Annotated in this window: 20 protein-coding genes; 8 read left to right on the forward strand and 12 right to left on the reverse strand. The window is 63.7% G+C overall.

Annotation, left to right across the window (positions count from 1 at the left end):
* The 8 genes from C100_RS26050 to ectA form a co-directional block, all read right to left on the reverse strand.
* Positions 1–1431 (reverse strand): penicillin acylase family protein (locus tag C100_RS26050; RefSeq protein WP_024017943.1); only part of this gene is annotated, 1431 nt, incomplete at its 3' end.
* A gap of 68 nt (positions 1432–1499) precedes the next feature.
* Positions 1500–2831: an MFS transporter gene (locus C100_RS26055; protein WP_024017944.1), complete on the reverse strand. Its 1332-nt coding sequence runs from the start codon at positions 2829–2831 to the stop codon at positions 1500–1502.
* Entirely contained in the window at positions 2828–4063 is a 1236-nt protein-coding gene (locus C100_RS26060; RefSeq protein WP_024017945.1) for an MFS transporter, read from the reverse strand. The genes C100_RS26055 and C100_RS26060 overlap by 4 nt, the downstream gene beginning before the upstream one ends.
* Positions 4064–4089: 26 nt before the next feature.
* Positions 4090–5532 (reverse strand): aspartate kinase, encoded by a 1443-nt coding sequence (locus tag C100_RS26065; protein WP_024017946.1) that lies wholly within the window; start codon positions 5530–5532, stop codon positions 4090–4092.
* A complete protein-coding gene (gene thpD, locus C100_RS26070; RefSeq protein ID WP_024017947.1) occupies positions 5529–6449 on the reverse strand; it encodes an ectoine hydroxylase in 921 nt (306 codons plus the stop codon). Before thpD ends, C100_RS26065 begins: the two co-directional genes overlap by 4 nt.
* An 88-nt stretch (positions 6450–6537) precedes the next feature.
* Complete coding sequence (locus C100_RS26075) at positions 6538–6951, reverse strand: ectoine synthase (protein WP_024017948.1); 414 nt, start codon at positions 6949–6951, stop codon at positions 6538–6540.
* A gap of 15 nt (positions 6952–6966) precedes the next feature.
* The gene (ectB, locus tag C100_RS26080) at positions 6967–8274 is read right to left on the reverse strand and encodes a diaminobutyrate--2-oxoglutarate transaminase (protein ID WP_024017949.1); all 1308 of its coding nucleotides are present in this window, start codon (positions 8272–8274) and stop codon (positions 6967–6969) included.
* A gap of 3 nt (positions 8275–8277) precedes the next feature.
* On the reverse strand, positions 8278–8784 hold the full coding sequence (gene ectA, locus C100_RS26085) for a diaminobutyrate acetyltransferase (RefSeq protein ID WP_031308459.1): 507 nt from the start codon (positions 8782–8784) through the stop codon (positions 8278–8280).
* A 268-nt stretch (positions 8785–9052) separates the two neighbouring features.
* Here ectA and C100_RS26090 point away from each other — a divergent pair, with 268 nt between their 5' ends.
* Both C100_RS26090 and C100_RS26095 read left to right on the forward strand, forming a co-directional pair.
* Positions 9053–9541 carry a MarR family winged helix-turn-helix transcriptional regulator gene (locus C100_RS26090; RefSeq protein WP_162833670.1) on the forward strand — a complete coding sequence of 163 codons (489 nt, stop codon included), beginning with the start codon at positions 9053–9055 and terminating at the stop codon, positions 9539–9541.
* A gap of 230 nt (positions 9542–9771) precedes the next feature.
* A complete protein-coding gene (locus C100_RS26095) occupies positions 9772–10812 on the forward strand; it encodes a rod shape-determining protein (protein WP_031308461.1) in 1041 nt (346 codons plus the stop codon).
* 17 nt (positions 10813–10829) lie between these two features.
* On the opposite strand, the gene C100_RS26100 is transcribed toward C100_RS26095, so the two are convergent.
* Both C100_RS26100 and C100_RS26105 read right to left on the reverse strand, forming a co-directional pair.
* Positions 10830–11303 carry a DoxX family protein gene (locus C100_RS26100; RefSeq protein WP_024017953.1) on the reverse strand — a complete coding sequence of 158 codons (474 nt, stop codon included), beginning with the start codon at positions 11301–11303 and terminating at the stop codon, positions 10830–10832.
* Positions 11304–11355: 52 nt separating this feature from the next.
* Positions 11356–11631 carry a BufA1 family periplasmic bufferin-type metallophore gene (locus C100_RS26105; RefSeq protein ID WP_024017954.1) on the reverse strand — a complete coding sequence of 92 codons (276 nt, stop codon included), beginning with the start codon at positions 11629–11631 and terminating at the stop codon, positions 11356–11358.
* Positions 11632–11839: 208 nt separating this feature from the next.
* Here C100_RS26105 and C100_RS26110 point away from each other — a divergent pair, with 208 nt between their 5' ends.
* The 5 genes from C100_RS26110 (at position 11840) to C100_RS26130 (ending at position 15052) form a co-directional block, all read left to right on the forward strand.
* Positions 11840–12379, forward strand: a complete 540-nt coding sequence (locus C100_RS26110) for a sigma-70 family RNA polymerase sigma factor (RefSeq protein WP_024017955.1) — start codon at positions 11840–11842, stop codon at positions 12377–12379.
* Positions 12376–13017: a DUF1109 domain-containing protein gene (locus C100_RS26115; protein ID WP_024017956.1), complete on the forward strand. Its 642-nt coding sequence runs from the start codon at positions 12376–12378 to the stop codon at positions 13015–13017. The genes C100_RS26110 and C100_RS26115 overlap by 4 nt, the downstream gene beginning before the upstream one ends.
* 121 nt (positions 13018–13138) lie before the next feature.
* Positions 13139–13411, forward strand: a complete 273-nt coding sequence (gene bufA2, locus C100_RS26120; RefSeq protein ID WP_024017957.1) for a BufA2 family periplasmic bufferin-type metallophore — start codon at positions 13139–13141, stop codon at positions 13409–13411.
* Positions 13412–13478: 67 nt separating this feature from the next.
* Positions 13479–14309: an MNIO family bufferin maturase gene (bufB, locus tag C100_RS26125; RefSeq protein WP_024017958.1), complete on the forward strand. Its 831-nt coding sequence runs from the start codon at positions 13479–13481 to the stop codon at positions 14307–14309.
* On the forward strand, positions 14306–15052 hold the full coding sequence (locus tag C100_RS26130; protein ID WP_024017959.1) for an HvfC/BufC N-terminal domain-containing protein: 747 nt from the start codon (positions 14306–14308) through the stop codon (positions 15050–15052). Before bufB ends, C100_RS26130 begins: the two co-directional genes overlap by 4 nt.
* A 43-nt stretch (positions 15053–15095) precedes the next feature.
* On the opposite strand, the gene C100_RS26135 is transcribed toward C100_RS26130, so the two are convergent.
* Together C100_RS26135 and C100_RS26140 are read right to left on the reverse strand one after the other, a co-directional pair.
* Positions 15096–16130, reverse strand: coding sequence for a LacI family DNA-binding transcriptional regulator (locus C100_RS26135; protein WP_024017960.1), 1035 nt, complete (start codon positions 16128–16130; stop codon positions 15096–15098).
* On the reverse strand, positions 16127–17365 hold the full coding sequence (locus C100_RS26140) for an MFS transporter (protein ID WP_024017961.1): 1239 nt from the start codon (positions 17363–17365) through the stop codon (positions 16127–16129). The genes C100_RS26135 and C100_RS26140 overlap by 4 nt, the downstream gene beginning before the upstream one ends.
* Before the next feature lie 175 nt (positions 17366–17540).
* Between C100_RS26140 and C100_RS26145 the strand changes: the two genes are divergently transcribed.
* The gene (locus C100_RS26145; protein WP_031308464.1) at positions 17541–20009 is read left to right on the forward strand and encodes a TonB-dependent receptor domain-containing protein; all 2469 of its coding nucleotides are present in this window, start codon (positions 17541–17543) and stop codon (positions 20007–20009) included.
* The last annotated feature ends 87 nt before the right edge of the window (positions 20010–20096 follow it).

Consider the following 20096-nt stretch of genomic DNA (forward strand, 5'->3'; position numbering starts at 1 on the left):
CGCCGCCAGCAGCATCACCGCATGTTCCCCGCGCGGATTTTCGCCCAGCATGTCCATGTAGCGGGGAAAGTCCGATGCTTTCTGGCTGTCGTCGCCCGCCGCCGACCAGGGGCCGTTATTGGTGTTCTGAATCCAGCCGCCACCGGGCTTGCGCAAGCGGGGAAGCGCGTCGAGCGGCGTCAGCCCCTTCCAGTCGGTTGCCGGGTCGCTGCCATCGACCGGCCGGCTATAGTCGAAGCGATCGTCGCGCAGCGGCACGAATTGCGGATGGAGATAGGCGATTGTCCCCTTCGCATCCGCAAAGATGGTGTTGTTGGACGAGTTCGCCTGACGCGCCGCGACCTTTACAAAGGCGGCATAGTCGGGCGCCTTGGTGCGCAGGAAGGATTGTTCCAGCGCCGGAATGGGCTTGTCCATCATGGCGAAGGCGACCCATTTTCCGTCCACCTCTCCGATGATCGGCCCATGATGGGTGCGATAGACGGTGAAGCGCCGCTGCGCCAACGTCCCTTCGCCGGTGCGATAGGACAGGGTGACGGTTGCGGACTGGACGGGCCGCTGATCCGCGCCATAGCGATAGGTAAAGCCGCCATCGGGCCGGCGTGTGACGCTTTCCAGAAATTCGTCGACCGCATCGACCGTGCTGGACGTGTGCATCCATCCCGCGGTGGGATTGAACCCCTGATAGATGAAAAACTGGCCCCAGGTCGCCGCGCCATAGGCGTTCAGCCCTTCGTCGCTGGTCATCTGCAATTCGGACCGGAAGAAGAAGCTGGTGTGTGGGTTGATCCACAGCAGCGCATGACCGCTGGCGCTCTTCCCCGGCGCGATCGCGAAGCCGTTGGAGCCGCGCGGTTCCGGGTCGGGATCAGCCATGGCGACGGCGCGGCCGCCCGGCCCGCCGTAAAAGGCCTTGAGCCGGTCGAGCGGAATACGCTCGATGTCGCCGCCGATGCTGCCCTCCGTAAAGCTCATCGCCATCCAGGGTTCGAACTGCGTGATGACACGCGGCTTCACGTCCGGGTGCGTGGCGAGATAATAGTTGAGGCCGTCGGCCCAGGCATCCATCAGCGTGCGCAGCCAGGCGGGGCTGGCCGCATAATCGGCGCGCAGCTTCGCCGGGTCCATATAGAGCCGGGCGCGCAGATCCTGCCAGATCGCATCTTCGCCTTCGGCTTCCGCCGTGCGACCGAGCGCCGTCAGATAGTTGGTTTCGATCCGGTTGAAATCATCTTCCGCCTGGGCATAGATCATCCCGAACACCGCATCCGCGTCGCTGCGCCCATGGACATGGGCAATGCCCCAGTCGTCGCGCTGGATCGTGACCCGCCTGGCCTGCGCCTGCCAGTCGGGCAGTTCGGATCGTGCGCAAACGGGCTGGACGATGAAAAGGGCGGGCAGGAGGCAGGATAGCGGCAGCAGATATTTCATGCCCGTCAGCTAACCCGCATTGCCGGCCGATGTCACCCTTTTTGCCCGGCGGTAAGGCGCCGCCTTGCTCAAGGCCGGGCGAAGGGATCTTCACGCAACGAACGACCCGCCGTTTCCGGCATGAAATGCAGCGCCACCAGCCCCACGAGGCAAGCCGCCATCATCAGAAAGGCAGGCATCAGTTCATTGCCCGTCAGCGAGATGAGACCGCTGCCCATGGCCGGCGCGGTGCCGCCGAAGAGCGACGTGGCGACATTATAGGCGATGGCAAAGCCCGCAAAGCGCACCGAGGTCGGGAAAAGCGCCGGAAAGGTCGCGGAAATCGTCGCGAGTTGGGGCACGTAACAGAGGCCGAGCAGAATGAAACCGATGGTCGCGCCGGCAAGGCCCGTCGCCATCAGCATGTAGAGCGGCACCACGCCCAACAGCAGGCTGACCAGCGACAGCCGCCACATGGCGCGCCGCCCGACCCGGTCGGACATATGCCCGGCAAAGGGCAGAAAGACCATCATGAAGAGCATGCCGATGATCGGCACGATCAGCGCTTCGTCGGTCGTGAGGCCAATGCGACGCTGCAAATAGGTCGGCATGTAGCTGAGCAGCGTATAGTTGACGACATTGAGCGCGACCACCAGCCCGCTCACCACCAGCATCGGCCGCCAATGGCGCGCCAGCAATTGCCGCAGGTTGGGCGTCTCCGCCTTGCCACTGGCCTGGCCGTCTTCGCGGAAGATCGGCGTGTCTTCCATCCGCGATCGCAGATACATGCCGATCAGCCCCATGGGCGCGGCCACCAGGAAGGGGATGCGCCAGCCCCATTCATGCATGGCGCCATCGCCCAGCATCAGGGAAAAGCCCAGCATCAGCATCGCGCCGAAGGAAAAGCCCGCCAGTGTCCCGAATTCCAGGAAGCTGCCGTAAAATCCGCGCCGATCATCGGGCGCATATTCGGCCATGAAAGTGGCGGCCCCGCCATATTCGCCGCCGGTCGAAAAACCCTGCACCATGCGCAGCAGGATGAGCAGCGCCGGCGCCCAGAAACCGATGCTGGCATAGGGGGGGATCAGGCCAACCGCCAACGTCGCCCCGGACATCATCAGGATGGTGAGGGCCAGCACCGATTTGCGCCCCATCCGGTCGCCCAGCGGCCCCCAGAACAGACCGCCGAGCGGGCGCACCAGAAAGGAGATGGCGAAGGTGGCCAGCGCGAACAGCACCGCATCATCGACATCACCCGGAAACAGCGCGGCGGAAATATAGGTTACGCCATAGGCATAGATGCCATAATCGAACCATTCGGTCGCATTGCCGAGCGCCGACGCCGCAATGGCGCGGCGCAGCGTCGCCTTGTCGACCGGATCGACAGCGGACGAAGGGGCGGCGATGGCTGTTGCGGTCATGTCGTCTCTCCGTCGGCGCTGTTGGGATCAAGCAGCGAGGCCATGGGGGTGGTGCGCGGCATCATCTGGAAATCCTGTTGCGCGGGCGCTGGCACGGGCGCGCTCGATATCTGGCGCCAGAGGCCGAAGGCCAATGTCGCCCCCGCGCAAAAGGCGATGAAAAGGAACAGGCCGCCGCTGCCCGTCACGGTCATCAGCGCGGCGGCGCCCATCGGCCCCAGCGCCGCGCCGACCGAATAGAGCAGCACCAGCCGCCCGCTTGCGGCCACACGTTCGGACGCGAGCAGCCGGTCATTGCTGTGCGCTACGCACAAGGGGTAAAGCGCAAAGCTCAACCCGCCGAAACATGCGCCCAGCACCAGCAGCGGCGGGCCGCCGGAAGTCAGCATGGCAATCGCCACGCTGACGACCAGGGTCGCGGCAAAGCTCCATACGATCACCGCGCGCCGGTCATAGCGATCGGACAGTCGCCCGAGCGGCCATTGCATCGCTACGCCGCCCAGGATCACGATCATCATGAAGCTGGCGGTCGCACCGAGATTGAGGCCCAGCCGGCGGACATGGACCGGGGCAAGGCCATAAAAGGCGCCCAGCATCAACCCGGTGGCAACCGCACCGACGACGCCCAGCGGCGACGCGGCGAACAGCGAGCGGATCGAGAAGGCTGTCGCCTCCTCGGGCGCGGGCGCACTGGAGCGGGTGAGGCAAAGCGGAATGATGGCGAGCGAGATCAGGATCGAGGCGATCTGGAATGGAATGGCGGGCAGCGCGCCGCTGGCGCCGAGCAGCAACTGGCCCACGGCCTGTCCCGAATAGAGCGCCACCATATAGGCGGCCAGGATGCTCCCGCGCGTATCGACATCGGCCCGGTCGTTGAGCCAGCTTTCGAGACAGATGAAAACGCCCGCAACACAAACGCCGTCGACCAGCCGCAGGCAGACCCAGAGGAGCGGATGGTCAAGCAGCACATAGGAAAGAGTGCTGGCCGACAGCAGGGCGACGAAAGCGGCGAAGGCCCGGATGTGCCCCACTTGCCGCACGATGCCCCCGGCCCGCAGCGCGCCGATCACCAGCCCGCCAAAATAGGCGGTAGCGACCGCGCCGATCGCCATCGTACCGGCGCCCGCCCGCTCCAGCCGCAGACTGATGAGGGTCGCCAGAAAACCACTGCCCGCCATCAGCATGAAGATGGCGAGCAGCAGGCTTTGGACAGGACGGATGGCAGCGAACATCGCGCGTAAGTCAGGGCGCGTGGCGCTCAGGCCGCGCGCCGGCCCTCCGCCGCCGGTTCGTCATCCTCCACCAGCGCGCGGTGGAGCGCGGCGACGGCGGCGTCATAATGGCGCGTATCCACGATAAACTGCACGTCCACATTGCGGATCTGGTGCTGCATCGCGATCACATCGATGTTCGCCTCGGCCAATGCCTTGAGCGCATCGGGCATGAGGCCTGGACGGGAAATGTCGCTGCCGATCACTGACACGATCGCCACCGGATGCGCGGAGATGGACGCATCGGGATAGCGATCCTGAAGATCGGCGATCACGCGCTTCACCTTGGCCGCATCCGCAGAGAGATAATGGGTGATGGTGTTGGCGTTCGACGCCTTGCTCACGATCCAGGCGCCATGCCGGGTCAGAGCCTCCAATATGGCGGCATCATAGCCTTTCACCCCGACCATATCCTGTTCAAAGAACTGGAGCGCCTGAGCGGTGCGGACGCCGGTGACGATTTCCACGCGGGGCGTGTCCGAAACATATTTGCCGCAGATCAGCGTGCCGCCATCTTCCCGGTCGAAGGTGTTGCGCACGCGCAGCGGAATGTCGGTCTGGCGCAGGCCACGCCCGGCGCCGGGATGAATCGCCTCCATACCCAGATTGGCGAGCTGGTCCGCCACGTCGTAATTGGTGCGGCCGATCTTACGGGCCTTGTCCGTGCCGACCAGCTTCGGGTCCGCGCTCGACAGGTGGAATTCCTTGTGAATGATCGCCTCACGCGCATGGGTCAGCACCGCAATGCGCGAAAAGGTCATTTCGGAATAGCCGCGCGCATAACGGCGGACCATGCCCTCGCTGCACCCGGCATAGCCGGTCACGATCGGCAGCGCGGTGGCAAGATCGATCGTGGCGAAGGCCTGCTCGATCCGCTCGTCAAGGCCGCGCATATCTTCCTGATCCCAAAGCGTCAGGTCGACAAAGCAGGCGTTGACGCCGCGATCACGCAGCAGCAGCGCGGTCGAGTGGGCGCTATGCGCCTCGCCAAGGCCGGCGAGCAGTTCCCGCACCGTCACCAACTGTTCCTTGACGCAGAAACGGCCGTGGCTGCGCAGCCGCGCCAGATCGTCGAGGCAGGCGGCGACGGCGTCGATCCGTGCATCGACAAAGGCGTTGGCTTCGGCCAGGCTTTCGGCGCGCACAAACATGTCCGCATTGCGCTTGTGCATCGCCTTGCGCACGATCTCGATCGCGTCGCGCCAGCCGTCCGCGCCGTCATCGGCGACGAACCGGGCATAAACGCCTGGCTCGCCCGATTTCTTGTGCTCCAGCAACAGGTCCGTCATCCCGGCATAGGCCGACACGACGAAGATGCGGTTATAGAGATTCGCGCCTTTGCGCCCCGCGATCAGGACATTGTCGAACAATGTGGCGGTGGCGGCCATGGACGTGCCGCCGATCTTTTCAACGCTATGCTTCCCGCTCATGCCAGCGCCTCCTCCATAAGAGAGCCGGTAACAGGCTCGATCGGCTGCGGTTCGCCGCGTGCCGCGATGAATTCCGGGCGCGGCTTGTCGACGCCGAAGGGTGCGGCCAGGCGATTGCTGACGGCGTTATAGACCATGAAGGCGTTGGCGCGCGGGAAGGGCGTGATGTTGCCGTTCGACCCATGCATCGTGTTGCAATCGAAAACCACCACCGATCCAGGCTTGCCGGTCGGGGCGACGATACCATGTTTGTGCGCCAGTTCGGCCAGGCTGTCCTCATCGGGCACGCCATATTCCTGTTTCTTGAGCGACTGGCGATAATGATCCGCCGGCGTTTCGCCGATGCAGGTCAGATACGCCTTGTGACTGCCCGGGATCAGCATCAGCGGCCCGTTATTGGGCGTGTTTTCCGCCAGCAGCACCGACATGGAAAGTGCCCGCATACGCGGCATACCATCTTCGACATGCCAGGTCTCGAAATCGCTGTGCCAGTAGAATTCCTTGCCGGTGAAGCCGGGCTTATAGTTAAGGCGCGACTGATGGATATAGACGGGCTGGCCCAGCAGGAACTGCGCGACACCGGCCAGCCGGCTGTCGGCGGCCAGGCGGCCGATCACATCGCTCTGGGCATGGATCTTGAAGATCGAGCGGACTTCCTTGCCGCCCGGCTCGGTGATGACGGTTTCGTCTTCCAGCGCCTGCGGATCAGCCAGCAGCTTGCCGGCCTCGCGCTGAAGGAAGGCGACTTCCGCGTCCGAGAAAATATCCTCCAGGACCAGGAAGCCGTCGCGATCAAACTGTTCGGCCTGCGCGCGGCTGATCGGCGCGGCCTCGGTCCATTCGCTGTGAACGACAGGGTCAAGACGCGGCAGGAATTCCGCCACATCGGCATGGCGGGACGGGTAGATGTCTTGCATGGGACTTCCCCCTCTTATTGTTGATACAGGTAGTTGGAGCAGGCTTCCGTCCACTTTTGCCGCGGACGGAAGCCTTGCCGCTATCGCCTTAACTGGCGAGCGCGGGCTCGCGATTGCTTTCGGGATCGGCCGGATAGGCGCCGCTTTCGTCATGCACTTCCTTGCCGGTCACCGGAGGATTGAAGACGCAGGCGCACAATATGTCGGTTTCCGGGCGGACGATGTGCTTGTCATGGGCGTTGAGCGCATACATGACGCCGGGCGCGAGTTGATGCGTCACGCCATCGCCCAGATCCTCGATGGTGCCGGTGCCCTTGAGCACCAGGACCGCTTCGAGATGGTTCTGATAATGCATGTGCAGCTCTTCGCCGGCATACATGGTGGTGACATGGAAGGAGAAGCCCATGGCGTCATCCTTGAGCAGCAGGCGGGCGCTTTCCCAGCCTTTGGATTTCACATTCTGATCCGACTTGCGGATGTCCTGAAGCTTGCGAAGGAACATGTTTTTGTCTCCTTTTTATTCTGCGGCGACGCCGTAGGTGACGGTCAGGGCGGACCGGACCGCCCCCTCAAGGATATCGAGGCCGGCCGACAGCACGGCGTCGTCAATCACGAGGGGCGCCAGCACCTTGACGATTTCGTCATGAGCGCCGCTGGTTTCGATGATGAGCCCCTGCGCGAAGCAGGCGGCGGTGATGGTTCCGGCAACCTCGCCAGAGCCGACGTCAATGCCGCGCATCATGCCACGGCCGCGAGTCGAGAGGCCATGTTCAGCCGCCATCGCCTCCAGGCGACGTTCCAGCAGAGCGCCGCGACGGGCAATGTCCTGCTGAAACGCGTTGTTGCTCCAGAAATGACGCAGCGCGGCAGTGGCCGTCACGAAGGCATGATTGTTGCCGCGGAAAGTGCCGTTATGTTCGCCCGGCGACCATTGGTCGAGTTCCGGGCGGAACAGGGTCAGCGCGAAGGGCAGGCCCATGCCCGACAGCGACTTCGCCATGGTGACGATGTCGGGGGTGAAACCAAATTCTTCGAAGCTGAAGAAATTGCCGGTGCGGCCGCAGCCCGCCTGAATGTCGTCGACGATCATCAACGCGCCATGGCGCTTGGCGATGTCGGCAATCTTGCGCAGCCATTCGGGCGACGCGGCATTGAGGCCACCTTCGCCCTGCACGGTTTCCACGAGGATCGCTGCCGGCGCGTCAAGGCCGCTCGAAGGGTCGGACAGGCGACGTTCCAGCAATTCGGCGGTATCGACGTCCGGACCGTGATAGCCGTCATAGGGTTCATGGGCGACATGGGACAGCGGCACGCCCGCGCCACCGCGCTTGGCGGCGTTGCCGGTGCAGGCGAGCGCACCCAGCGTCATGCCGTGGAAGCCGTTGGTGAAAGCGATCACCAGTTCGCGCCCGGTGATCTTGCGCGCCAGCTTGATCGCGGCCTCGACGGCATTGGTGCCGGTCGGACCCGTGAACATCGCGCGATAATCCAGACCGCGGGGCTTGAGGATCACCTCCTCCAGCGTGGTGAGGAAATCCTCCTTAGCATCGGTGTGAAGATCCAGCCCGTGGGTGACGCCGTCACTGGCGATATAGTCCATCAGCGCGGTCTTGAGCACCGGGTGGTTGTGACCATAGTTCAGCGTCGAGCAGCCCGACAGGAAGTCGAGATAGCGGCCGCCCTGGTTGTCATGCATCCACACGTCCTGCGCCTTGTTGAACTGGCGCGGCATGGATCGGGCGTAGCTCCGCACACCCGATTCGCGCCGTTCATAGATGGCAGTGTCGGGAATGGACGAAGTCGGTTTTGGAAGGGTCGTATTCATGGCTCAAATGTCCTCCTGTTGGTGCCGCCCCTTTGGGGTCAGCGGGCCGATGCGCGCCTGCCATTCAGTGGCATGGGCGCCGGCGAAATGGGCTTCGCGTTCAAAACGCGCCGTCTTTTCCAGTTCCGCGCCCCAATTGCGGGCGAGACCATCGAACAATGCCCAGGATGCGCGATTATCGTCGGTGATGGTGGTGGTCAGGTGCGTGACGCCGGCCTGCTCGGGCCGCGCCAGCAGCGCATCAATCATGCGGCTGGCGAGCCGCTGACCGCGCGCGGCGGACGATACCGCCACCTGCCAGACGAAGAAATTTTCAGGCGCCGCGGGCGGGCGGTAACCCGACACCCAGCCGACCACGCGACCGTCGCGTTCCGCGATGACGCAGCTGTCGGCAAAATCGCTGCATTGCAGCAAATTGCAATAAGCCGAGTTGGGATCGAGCGGCGGGCAATCCGCGATCAGCCCCGTCACAGCCGGGCCGTCGGTGGCGACGGGCTTGCGAAATTCAATGTCCTGCCCCTTGTCCCGTTCGGAACGCGCAGAAGCCCGTGGCGGCGCAGCCGCTGTAGCTTGGGAATCGAAGATTGTTCATCTCCCGAATTATCTTTTCCACAGAAGGGCGATTTGCCTTCCGTTACGGCGCGGAATATGCCGATTTTTGGGATTTTTTCAACCCCGCGCGTGAAATTTTATTTTGCTCACCGAACCAAATCGCGGATTCCAACGGATGTTATCGCCGATATTGGTGTCGCCCCCAGCTTCCGCTATGAGCCCTGTCATGGACCCTGCAATCGCTACGCTGACTCTGCGCGCGCTTCGGCGCATCTTGCGCGCTACCGACATCGGCAGCCGCCAACTCGCCGCCGCCACCGGGCTCACGCCGTCCCAATTATTGGTATTGCGGGAAATCGATGCGCGCGACGCAGCAACGCCCGGCGCCATTGCGCAAGCGCTGCAATTCAGTCAGGCGACGATCACGACGATTGTCGATCGGCTGGTCGCGTTGGGATATGTACAGCGCCAACGCAGCGAGAAGGACAAGCGCCAGTTCCACCTGCGCATCCTGGCCGATGGCGTAAGTGCGCTGGACGATGCCCCAGACCCGCTCCAGACCATTTTCACCGATCGATTCGGGCAGTTGCAGACCTGGGAACAGGCATTGATCCTGGCGTCGGTTGAGCGGCTCGCGACATTGATGGGCGCACAGAATATCGACGCGGCCCCCCTGCTGGACAGCGGATTGATCGACCGGTCGGAACCGGTCTGAACCGCGCGCGCCGCTGCGGTTCAAATCGCAGGACGGCGTCGTCTCCGCCCTCATGCGCACAGCGAACGGCGCCGGCGGGTCGAGGGGCGGCAGATCATCCTCAGCCCCGTCCAGCCGGCGCAGCGGACTGCTCCACTCCGGTGGCCCGACCTTAAGCCCAGTCTGCCGTGCCGATATTGTGCAGGGGAGACACGCTGCGCAAGGGAGCGGGTCTTCACCCGACCGGACACTTGATGCTCAGACGATTCTTCGCCTCTTCCTCCCATGACATGGCTATTGACCTTGGCACCGTGAATACGGTCATCCATGTCCGTGACCAGGGCATCGCGCTCAACGAACCCTCCGTCATCGCAGTGGAAACGATAGGCGGTGTGCGCCGGGTGAAGGTCGTGGGCAATGAGGCCAAGCCCATGATGGGCAAGACCCCCGCCAACATCCAGGCGATCCGTCCCCTCCGCGACGGCGTCATTGCCGACATTGATGTCGCCGAACAGATGATCAAGCATTTCATGGCGAAGGCGGCGGGCGGCAGCGGCCGGTTCAGGCGACGCAATGATGTGGTCATCTGCGTGCCGTCCGGTTCCACCATGGTGGAGCGCCGCGCCATACGCGTTGCGACGATGAACGCGGGTGCTTTGCGCGTCCAGCTGATCGACGAGCCGATGGCGGCGGCGATCGGCGCGGGCCTGCCGGTGACGGAGCCGCGCGGCGCCATGGTGGTGGATATCGGCGGCGGCACGACGGAGGTCGCCGTGCTCTCGCTTCAAGGCATCGCTTATAGCAGTTCGGTCCGGGTCGGCGGCGACCGGCTGGACGAGGCAATTTCCTCCTACATCCGTCGCAACCATAATCTGATGATCGGGGAGATGACGGCGGAACGGGTCAAGCACGCCATCGGTTCGGCAGTCCGCCCGCTCGATGCGGGGCAGTCGATGAAGGTCAAGGGCCGCGACCTGGTGAACGGCCGCCCTGCCGAGATCACGATCAGCGAAGCCGAGATCGCCGACGCGCTGGCGGAGGGCGTGGGCCATATCAAGCATGCGGTGATGTCCGCGTTGGAACGGACCGCCCCTGAACTGTCCGCGGACATTATCGACGAAGGCATCACCCTGACCGGCGGCGGCGCGCTGTTGCGCAGGCTGGATCAGGCGCTGATGGAACATACCGGGCTGCCGGTGAAGGTGGCGGACGATGCGCTGATCTGCGTCGCGAAAGGCGCTGGCAGGGCGCTGGAGGACGCTGCCTATGCCGGCGTGCTGACCACCGCCTGACGGCGCGCGCCGCACGATCATGCGACCGCCCTGGTCGTGCCCCCTTTGACCAGACCTTGGCGCAGAAGCGCATCGATCGACCAGGCACCACCGCCGCGCGCAATCAGGGGCAACAGGATAGCCGTCCAGCTCAGATGCGTCGGCCAGGCATCGGGATAGACGAAAATCTGGATGACGAGGGTCATGCCCAACAATGCGAGAGCCGAAAGCCGCGTGGCGAAGCCCAGCAGCAAGAGCGCGGGGAAGAGATGCTCCGCCAGGGTCGCGAGCGTCGCTGCAAGTTCGGGCGGGATGATCGGAAGCGCATATTCGGTGCGGAACAGCTCATAGGCGCTGTCGGTGATGGTGAATATGCCCTCCACCTTGGTACGCCCCGACAGAAAGAAGATCGTCGCGATACCGATCCGAGCCACGAAAAGCAGCAAGGCATCGGGAATCCGCATCAAGACGCGACGAACGATGCCGTCGTAAAGCGCTGCGATCAGGTTCATCGATGGTCTCCTGATGAGGGACCGGGGCGACCTGCACCCCGGCCATTGTCGGTCATGCCGCCTTGGGGCTGAGCGAGCCGTTACCCTTGGGCGTCTTGATCGAGGTGCAGGTGCCCGCCTTGACCAATTTCCAGGCATTGCCCTGATAGTCGATCTTTGACGTTCCGGCGCAGCTCGTCCCAGCGCCAGCGGCGCAATCATTCTTGCCGGCCAGCGAAACGCCGTAGCATTTCTCCATGGCGGGCTTGGTCTGGGCGTCGGCGCTCGCCGACAGCGCGACAGATGCAATGGCGATGCTGGCCGCGAGCGCGGCATGGGTGGTGCGCATAATCAATCCTCGTCTAATGATCGCCTCGTCGCGCGGCCCGGCAGGAGAGAAGCCGGGCCGCACGGTGACCGGGGAGGAGGCGGGATGCCCGTGTCACATTCATAGTTCGCGACGGGAGCGAGGACCGTTACACCGACGTGGCGGAAAAAAGGATCGGGGCGCTGTAACCTGCCGCCCGCTTTACGCGAATGGCAGGTGAGGAGATCGAATGCGGACGAACGAGGACGTATTGCGCGGCCTGATGATCGATGGGTTGGACGGTGATGCCGCCGCCCATACGACATTGCTGCGCCTGCTCGTTCCGCTTCTGCGGGGTTTCTATCGGCGCCGGGTTCGCGGCGCCGATGATGATGTCGAGGATCTTGTGCAGGAAACCCTGATTGCCGTTCATACACGTCGCGCGACCTATGATTGGGATCGCGCCTTCACCGCCTGGGTGTTTGCAATCGCCCGATATAAGATGGTCGATCATTTCCGCCGTGCAGGCCGGCTCCGTCCGATCGACGACCTGGAGGAGACGTTGATAGCGGATGATTTCGAAGCTGCTGCGATCGCGCGGCTGGACATCGACGACCTTCTGGCCGGCCTTCCGCCCAAGCAGGCGAGGATGATCCGCGCCACCCGGATCGACGGTTTGAGCGTCGCCGAAGCGGCAAGCGCCGACGGCATCGGAGAATCGGACGTCAAAATTTCGGTTCATCGCGGATTGAAAGCGCTGATCGCGCGCGTGCAAAGGCCGGCGCAATGAAGACTGACGACCTGATCCTCTCCCTTGCCCGCGACACCCGGCCGATCCGCCGTGACGCAATCCGCCGGCGAATCGCTGCCGGCCTCATCGCCGGTGGCATCGTTTCTGCCGTTTTTATCGCATTCTCGATCGGCCTGCGCCCCGACCTGTGGCTCGCCATGCAGGGCGCCGCCTTCTGGATAAAGTGGGGCTATACGCTCTCGCTCTCCGCCGCCGCGATGGCGATGACGGTTCAGCTCGCCCGGCCAGACAGCGACCGGGTGCGCGGGCTCTGGTTGACGGCGGTTCCTGTCATCCTGCTTGCCGGCATCGGCCTGATCGAGCTTGCATTGACCCCGCGCGCCGACTGGCTTGCAATGTGGCTGGGCCACAGCTGGCAGGCCTGTCCGCTGATCGTCTTTACCTTGTCGATCCCGATCTTCGGAGGTCTGCTTTGGTCGTTCCGGAGCCTTGCCCCGACGCGGCTGCGGGCCGCCGGCGCGGCTGCCGGACTGTTGGCCGGCGCGTTCTCCGCGACGATCTATTGCATCCACTGCCCCGAAGTGTCGGCGGTCTTCGTGCTGACCTGGTATTCGCTCGGCATCCTGTTGACGACGCTCCTGGGCACGCTCCTGGGGCCACGCCTGCTGCGGTGGTGACGCGATGATCGGCATGTGCGGGGAGGAACACCGCGAATTTACGTCGTCGCTGTAACCAAATCACGCGCTGCCGCGAAATGTGGACGCCATCCCGGCAGAAGCAAATTTCGGAGACAAGCACATGCTCACCCTCAACACCGGCCTCGGCATGGCCGCGTCCGCCGCCGTCATCGCGATCGCCGCCGCCTCGGCCCCTGCGGCCGCCGCCACACAAGGCGCCGCCGCTGGCGAGACGATCCACTGCTACGGCATCAACACCTGCAAGGGCACGTCGGACTGCAAGACCGCCAAGAACGAGTGCAAGGGCCAGAACGACTGCAAAGGCCAGGGCTTCAAGGCGATGACGAGCAAGGCGTGCAAGGCTGCGGGCGGCAGCCTGACCGAAGCCAAGTGACGCGCTGTCGGCCCGGCCGCCCAGGCGCGTCGGGCCGACCTTCTCCACGCAATCAGGAGCGCATCCGATGATCCCATCCTTTGCCGGCTTCGGCCTCGGCCTGCGCAAACCCCATTATGCCGAGTTCCTGGAACACCGTGTGTCGGTGGATTTTCTGGAGGTGATCTCGGAAAATTTCATGGTCGATGGCGGGCGTCCGCGACAGATACTGCGCGACATCCGGGCGCGATATCCAGTGGCGCTGCATGGCGTTTCGATGTCGATCGGTTCGGCAGACGGACTCGATGCTGCCTATCTGACGCGACTGCGGAACTTGATCGACGAAATCGAACCGCTTTTCGTGTCGGATCATCTAAGCTGGACGCGGATCGAAGGCTTCAACTCGCACGATCTGCTGCCGCTGCCCTATACTGAGGAATCTCTCGCCATGGTCTGCACCAATGTCGACAGGGCGCAGGATGTGCTGGGCCGTGCGATGCTTATCGAAAACCCGTCAACCTATCTGGAATTTGCGCCTGCCGACATGAGCGAGTGGACGTTTTTGGGCAGGCTTTGTGAACGGACCGGCTGCGGACTGCTGCTCGATGTGAACAATGTCTTTGTCAGCGCGACCAATCACGGTTTCGATCCGCGCGCCTATCTTGATGGCGTGCCGCATGAGCATGTGCGCCAGATCCATCTCGCCGGTCACAGTCGGGGCGAACAGCTGCTGGTCGATACGCATGATCAGCCCGTAGCGCTGACGGTGTGGGAGTTATTTGCGCATATATGGCCGCAGCTCGGCCCGGTGGCGACGATGATAGAGCGTGATGACAATATCCCGCCGCTCGCCGAATTGCTCGCCGAGCTTGCCGCGGCGCGCCGGGCTGCGGCGGGTGACATGCCGGTGGCGGCATGACCCTCCTGTCCATGCAGCGCGACATGCGCGCCTGGCTTGTGCATGAAGACGAAGCCGCCGCCGCACGGATGGGCGCGCGTGCACATGCCGGTTTTGGCGTGTATCAGAATAATTATCGCGCGCAGCTCGTCGCCTGCCTCGAGAGCAGCTTTCCCAGGACGCGCGCCTGGACGGGCGACGAGGCGTTCCTCAACGCCGCCGCACTGCACATCGATCGCGTGCCGCCGAGCAGTTGGACACTTGATGCCTATCCGCACGATTTCCCGACCACGCTCTCGGCGCTTTATCCCGACGACCCGGAGATTGAGGAGATTGCACAAATCGAGTTGGCGCTCGAGCAGATGTTCGTAGCGGCCGACGGGACTATTGTGACCGTTGATGACTTGCAGGACATCGACTGGGACAGAGCATCGCTGCGCATCGCGCACACAATCGAACTGGTCGATCTTCGGACCAACGCCTTCGCGCTCTGGTCAGCCATTGCCGCCGGCGATCAGCCGCCGACGGTCGAGCATCGCAAGGTGTCCGACATCATCCTTGTGTGGCGCCAAGACGGGCAGTGCCGCATCCGAACGATCGACCAGACAGAATTTCAAGCACTGCGCGCGCTCCGCGCGGGCACGCGGTTCGGCGATCTGTGCAGCGATGCTGCTATCCTGTTTGGCCAGGAAAGGGGCACCGCGCTCGTCGGCCAATGGCTGGGCAAGTGGTTGGCTGACGGATTGATCGCGGCGATCGACTAGTGGAACAGTGAAATTGCGGCCCGCCATGATCCGCGCGCGGCGGTCACGGCGCAGATCCCCGCGGCCACCGACCGGTGCTGCCCCGCACAATCAGCGCATGGGGCAGCATCAGATGCGTATCGTGATCGACGTCCTTTTTTCGAAAAGACGGGTCCACCAGCATGTCGACCGCGGCAGCGGCCATTTCCGCCTTGGGTTGACGGATCGTCGTGATTTGGGGCCATGCCGCGCGAGACGAGGCCGTGTCGTCGAAGCCGGCGATGGACAGGGCGTCGGGCACCGCTATATCCAGCTTCATCGCGGTGATGAGCGCGCCAAGGGCCATGTCGTCGTTGCTGGCAAAGATCGCGCTGGGCCGATCCGGTCCGCGCAACAGCACCTCGCCCAGTTCAAGGCCTGACCGAAATCTGAAGTCGCCGCGCAGCAACAAGCGCTCCTCGACGGCGACACCCGCCGCCGCCATGGCAGCGCGAAAGCCTTCCTCCCGCCGGATGGACGCGCTGTGCGTCAATGGCCCCTGGATGAAGCCGATATGGCGATGGCCAAGGCCGATCAGATAGTCGGTCATTTCCCGCGCGGCGCCATGATCGTCCATCCGGACCGCGCCCGATCCCTCCGGCTCGACCGAAGGCGCCATCAGCACATAGGGCACGCCCGATTGCCGGAACAGGTCGATCAGTTCGGGCGTATCGCAAATAGGAGGGGCGATGATCGCGCCGTCCAGGCGCAGGGCGGCAATGCTGTCCTGGACATGGCCCTGCCATCCAGCGCGGTTTGGCTCCACCGGCTCCACCACCAGATGATAGCTGCGTTCCCGGCATCGGATCAGGGCGCCATGCTGCACGTCGGCGGCATAGCCCGATACCGGATCGTCGATGAACAGGCCAAGCAGATAGGAACGGGAACTGGAAAGGCTGCGGGCGAAGGCATTGGGGCGATAATCCAGTTCGGCCACGACCCGCTGAACGGCTGCGCGGATCGCGGGCCGGACATGATCCTCTCCATTGATGACGCGCGATACGGTTTTGGGGGAGACGCCGGCGCGGGCCGCGACATCTTTGATCGTGACGGTTTTCATGAATTTTGCTCCTGCGGCTTGGGGCAATGGGCCGCAAACCAGGCGATGAAGGCATAGCATCCGGCCGGCAGGGCCAGCGCCGGCAGCAGGGCCGTCGCATCGGCCAGCGCCCCGGTGACGACAGGGATGATTGCTCCGCCCACCACCGCCATGCACAGCCACATGGACGCGACCGGCGCCTGTCGGGCGTCGGGCGGCAGCGCCATGGCATAGATAGTGGGATACATGATGGCGTTGCACAGTCCCACCGCGATCAGGACGCCGGCGCCAAACGCACCGGGCAGAAAGATGGCCGACAATGTCAGCGCGACGGCGCCCAGCGCAACGGCGAGGAGCAGCCGGGATTCGGCCATGTGCATCATCATCCACGCGCCAAGAAACCGACCGGCCATGGCGCCGCCCCAATACAGGCTGACCAACTGACCGCCGATCACCGGCGTCACGCCCAACCGGTCGGGGCGCATCAGCACGGTAGGCAGCAGCGCGCCTATCGCCACCTCCGCCCCGACATAGAAGAAGATCGCGGCCGTCCCCCATTTCAGACAGGGCAGACGGATCACCTGAAACATCCGCCCCGTCTGCGTGAACGGCTGCGCCTCGCCCCGCGCCAGCAGGTTGCGATGCCGGAAATAGGCCAGCATGAGGATCGCCGTGACCAGCGCTGTGCCGGCAAAGGGCAAGGTCGCGCCGACGCCGCGCGCGGCATCGGCGTCAAGTTCAGCCAGCAGCAACGGCGCGCTGATGAGCGGCCCCAATACAGTGCCAAGCGAATTGAAGCCTTGCAGCAGCGTCAGCCGGCGAGCGGCGCCGCGCGAAGGACCGATGACGGCGACGACTGTATTGGACGCGATCTGGAGGAAGGTCTGTCCAGCCGACAGCAGCAGCAGCGCGCCCAGCACCATCGCGAAAGACAGGATGGTCTGCGCCAGCGTCAACGTCAGGCAAGCAGCCGTCATCACCGCCAGCCCGACGACAATGGCCCGCATATAACCGTTGCGGACGATGATCCAGGTGATCGGCAGCGCGAACAGCAGATAGCTGGAGTGGAAGGCAAGCTGGACCAGCAGCGCATCACGATAGTCCAGATGCAGCGTCAGCTTGAGTTGGGGCACCAGGAGACTGACCGAGGAGGTCAGGAACCCGCCGATGAAGAACACGCCGATGGATAGCCGAAAAAGACGGTTCGCGATTTGATCGCCTTCGGGAGGAGTCAAGGTTGACGTAACGATAACCATCAAGCCGGGTTTACGATTGATCCTTACAGCGCGGATGCCGCCAAGGAAAGCGATGCCGGAAAAAGCGCAGGGCTATGTGCGCGAATTTGACATCGATGTCAAAACACTGTTGACATCGTTGTCAGGCTTTGGTCTTTACACGCAACACAACAATGTGAGTCCAGGGAGAGAGATGATGAAAAGCATTGCGCTCGTCGCAAGCACCGCGCTTGCGACCATGACGCTGGCGTCGGTCCCCGCTTTCGCGCAGGATGGCACGGCCGCGCCGCAGGCCGCCCGGCAATCCGACAATGGCTATGGCGGCGACATCATCGTCACCGCCACCCGCCGCGAAACCACGCTGCAATCGACGCCGATCGCCGTGTCCGCCTTTGGCCAGGCGCAGCTCGACAAGCAACAGGTGAAGGATGTGACCGACCTGGCTCGCTTCGTCCCCTCGCTCCAGTTCAACCAGCAGGGCGACCAGTCGGCGGTGCTGTTGACGTTGCGCGGCATCGGCAATGACAGCGCCTATACCGAAGTGGCCGATCCCGAAGTCGCCATCTATGTCGATGGCATTTACTCGCCGCGCGCGCAGGGCGCTTCGGTGCTGATGTACGACATGGAGCGGGTGGAAGTGCTGCGCGGGCCGCAAGGCACTTTGTTCGGCCGCAACGCGACCGTCGGCGCACTCAGCCTGATTTCCGCCAAGCCCAGGCTCGGCGAATTCAGCGGCAATGTCGAAGTCACCGCCGGCAATTACGATCGTCTGGGCGTGCGCGGCGCGATCAACATTCCGGTGAGCGACACACTGGCGTTCCGCGTCGCGTTCGTCACCGACCGGCATGACGGCTATGCCGATTTCCAGCCCGCCCCGGACATTGCCGGCATCAACAAATCGGCCTTCGTCACCACCGGCAAGAAATATTACGCCGCCGACCAGCAGTCGGGCCGCGTGTCGATGCTCTGGGAACCGAGCGACAAGTTCAGCTGGAATCTCTCGGCGGAAGGTTTCCTCGACAATGGCGCGCCGGTCATCGGCCTGCTCCAGACGCCGCGTGCCGGGACCAAGCGCTGGTCGACGCTGAGCGACACCGCGCCCGATACCGACCGCTATTCGGTCGCGGTGCGCAGTACCATGAACTACGACATCACAGACGGCATCCAGCTGAGCTATATCGCCGGCTGGTCGCGGATCGGCGGTTCGACCCAGACGGATGCCGATGCAGGCGCCCTGCCCCCGACCGGTGAGGTGGATGCGAACGGCAACGACCTGCCGCTGGGCGCCTTTGGCGAGAACCGCACCCTGTCGTCGCGCTATGATTTCCAGAGCCATGAAATCCAGTTGAAATCGTCGGGCGATCAGGTGATCGACTGGATTCTGGGCGCCTATTACAGCCACGAAAAGAACCGCATCCGCTTCGACATCGACCAGCGCAACGGTTATCGCGACGGCACTTTCAGCTGGGCCGGCAGCTTCATCCAGGCCAACCGCCAGATCGACAGCCGCGCCGTTTTCGGCCAGGCGGTATGGCATGTCAGCGATGCGCTGCGCGTGACCGGCGGCCTGCGCTACACCTCCGACAAGAAAGAGGATATTGGCGGCCGCAACGTGACCTTCTCGGGCGAAGGCTGTTCCGATGCCGACAAGCTGCCGGGCGGCGCCTGCACCGGCGGCATCTTCGGCGCCTATCCGGGCGCGAGCGCGGAGGAACTGGCCGCGCTGCTGCCGGGCTTCTCCATTTCCAGCAATGATGTGAAGGGCAAGTGGGACAAGCTGACCTATCTGGCCCGTGTCGATGCTGATCTGGCGCAGGATGTGCTGGGCTATGCCAGCATCAGCACCGGCTTCAAGTCGGGCAATATCCAGGACAATGCCGGCCTGACCGATCCGGAAACGCTGACCAACTATGAAGTGGGCTTGAAGTCCCGCTTCCTGGATCGCCGCGTGACCCTGAACCTCGCCGCCTATTACAGCGACTTCAAGGGCTATCAGGTGAACCAGGCCGTCACCTTCCGCGACGATGAGGGCAATGTCGTGCGCAGCCAGATGATTACCCAAAATGCCGAGGGCGCTAAGGCTTATGGCCTGGAGGCGGAAATGGTCGCGAACCTGACCGACAATGACAGGCTGCAATTTTCCGGCACGATTCAGAAAACCAAACTGGAGGAACTGGAGAGCGTCGACGGGCGCCTCTATGATGCGGGCAAGCTGTCCTCGATCGCGCAGCTCAAGGGCAATGAACTGGCCCATGCGCCGCGCTTTTCCGCCACGGTCAGCTACGAACATGATTTCGTGATGGCCAGCGGCGCGCGGATCACCCCACGCTTCACCACCCATTACGAAACCAAGAGCTGGCTGAGCTATTTCAACGGCGACGCCAATCCCTTCGTCAACGTCAATGATCCCGACGAGAATATGCCCGACCGCGGCACCAACGGCACCGACTGGGATCGCCAGAAAGCCTATTTCCGGTCTGACGCCTCGATCCGCTTCACGTCGCCGGACGAGAAATATTCGGTCGAGGCCTTCGTCCAGAATATCGAGAATGGCAAGATCCGCACCGGTACAGGCGCCCAGGGCGCGCCGCGTTACGAGCCGGTGTTCCTGTCCAATCTCCAGCCGCCGCGCACCTGGGGCGTGCGGGCCCGCGCTAGCTTCTGACACAGGTCTGACGACCGGCCATCCTCTCCCGGCCGGTCGCCTCTTCGGCGGCGGAAGCGCTCCCCCCATCCCGGCATTCCGCCGCCG

It is taken from the genome of Sphingobium sp. C100 (genome assembly GCF_000508185.1).
In the GTDB taxonomy this organism is placed as follows: Bacteria; Pseudomonadota; Alphaproteobacteria; order Sphingomonadales; family Sphingomonadaceae; genus Sphingobium.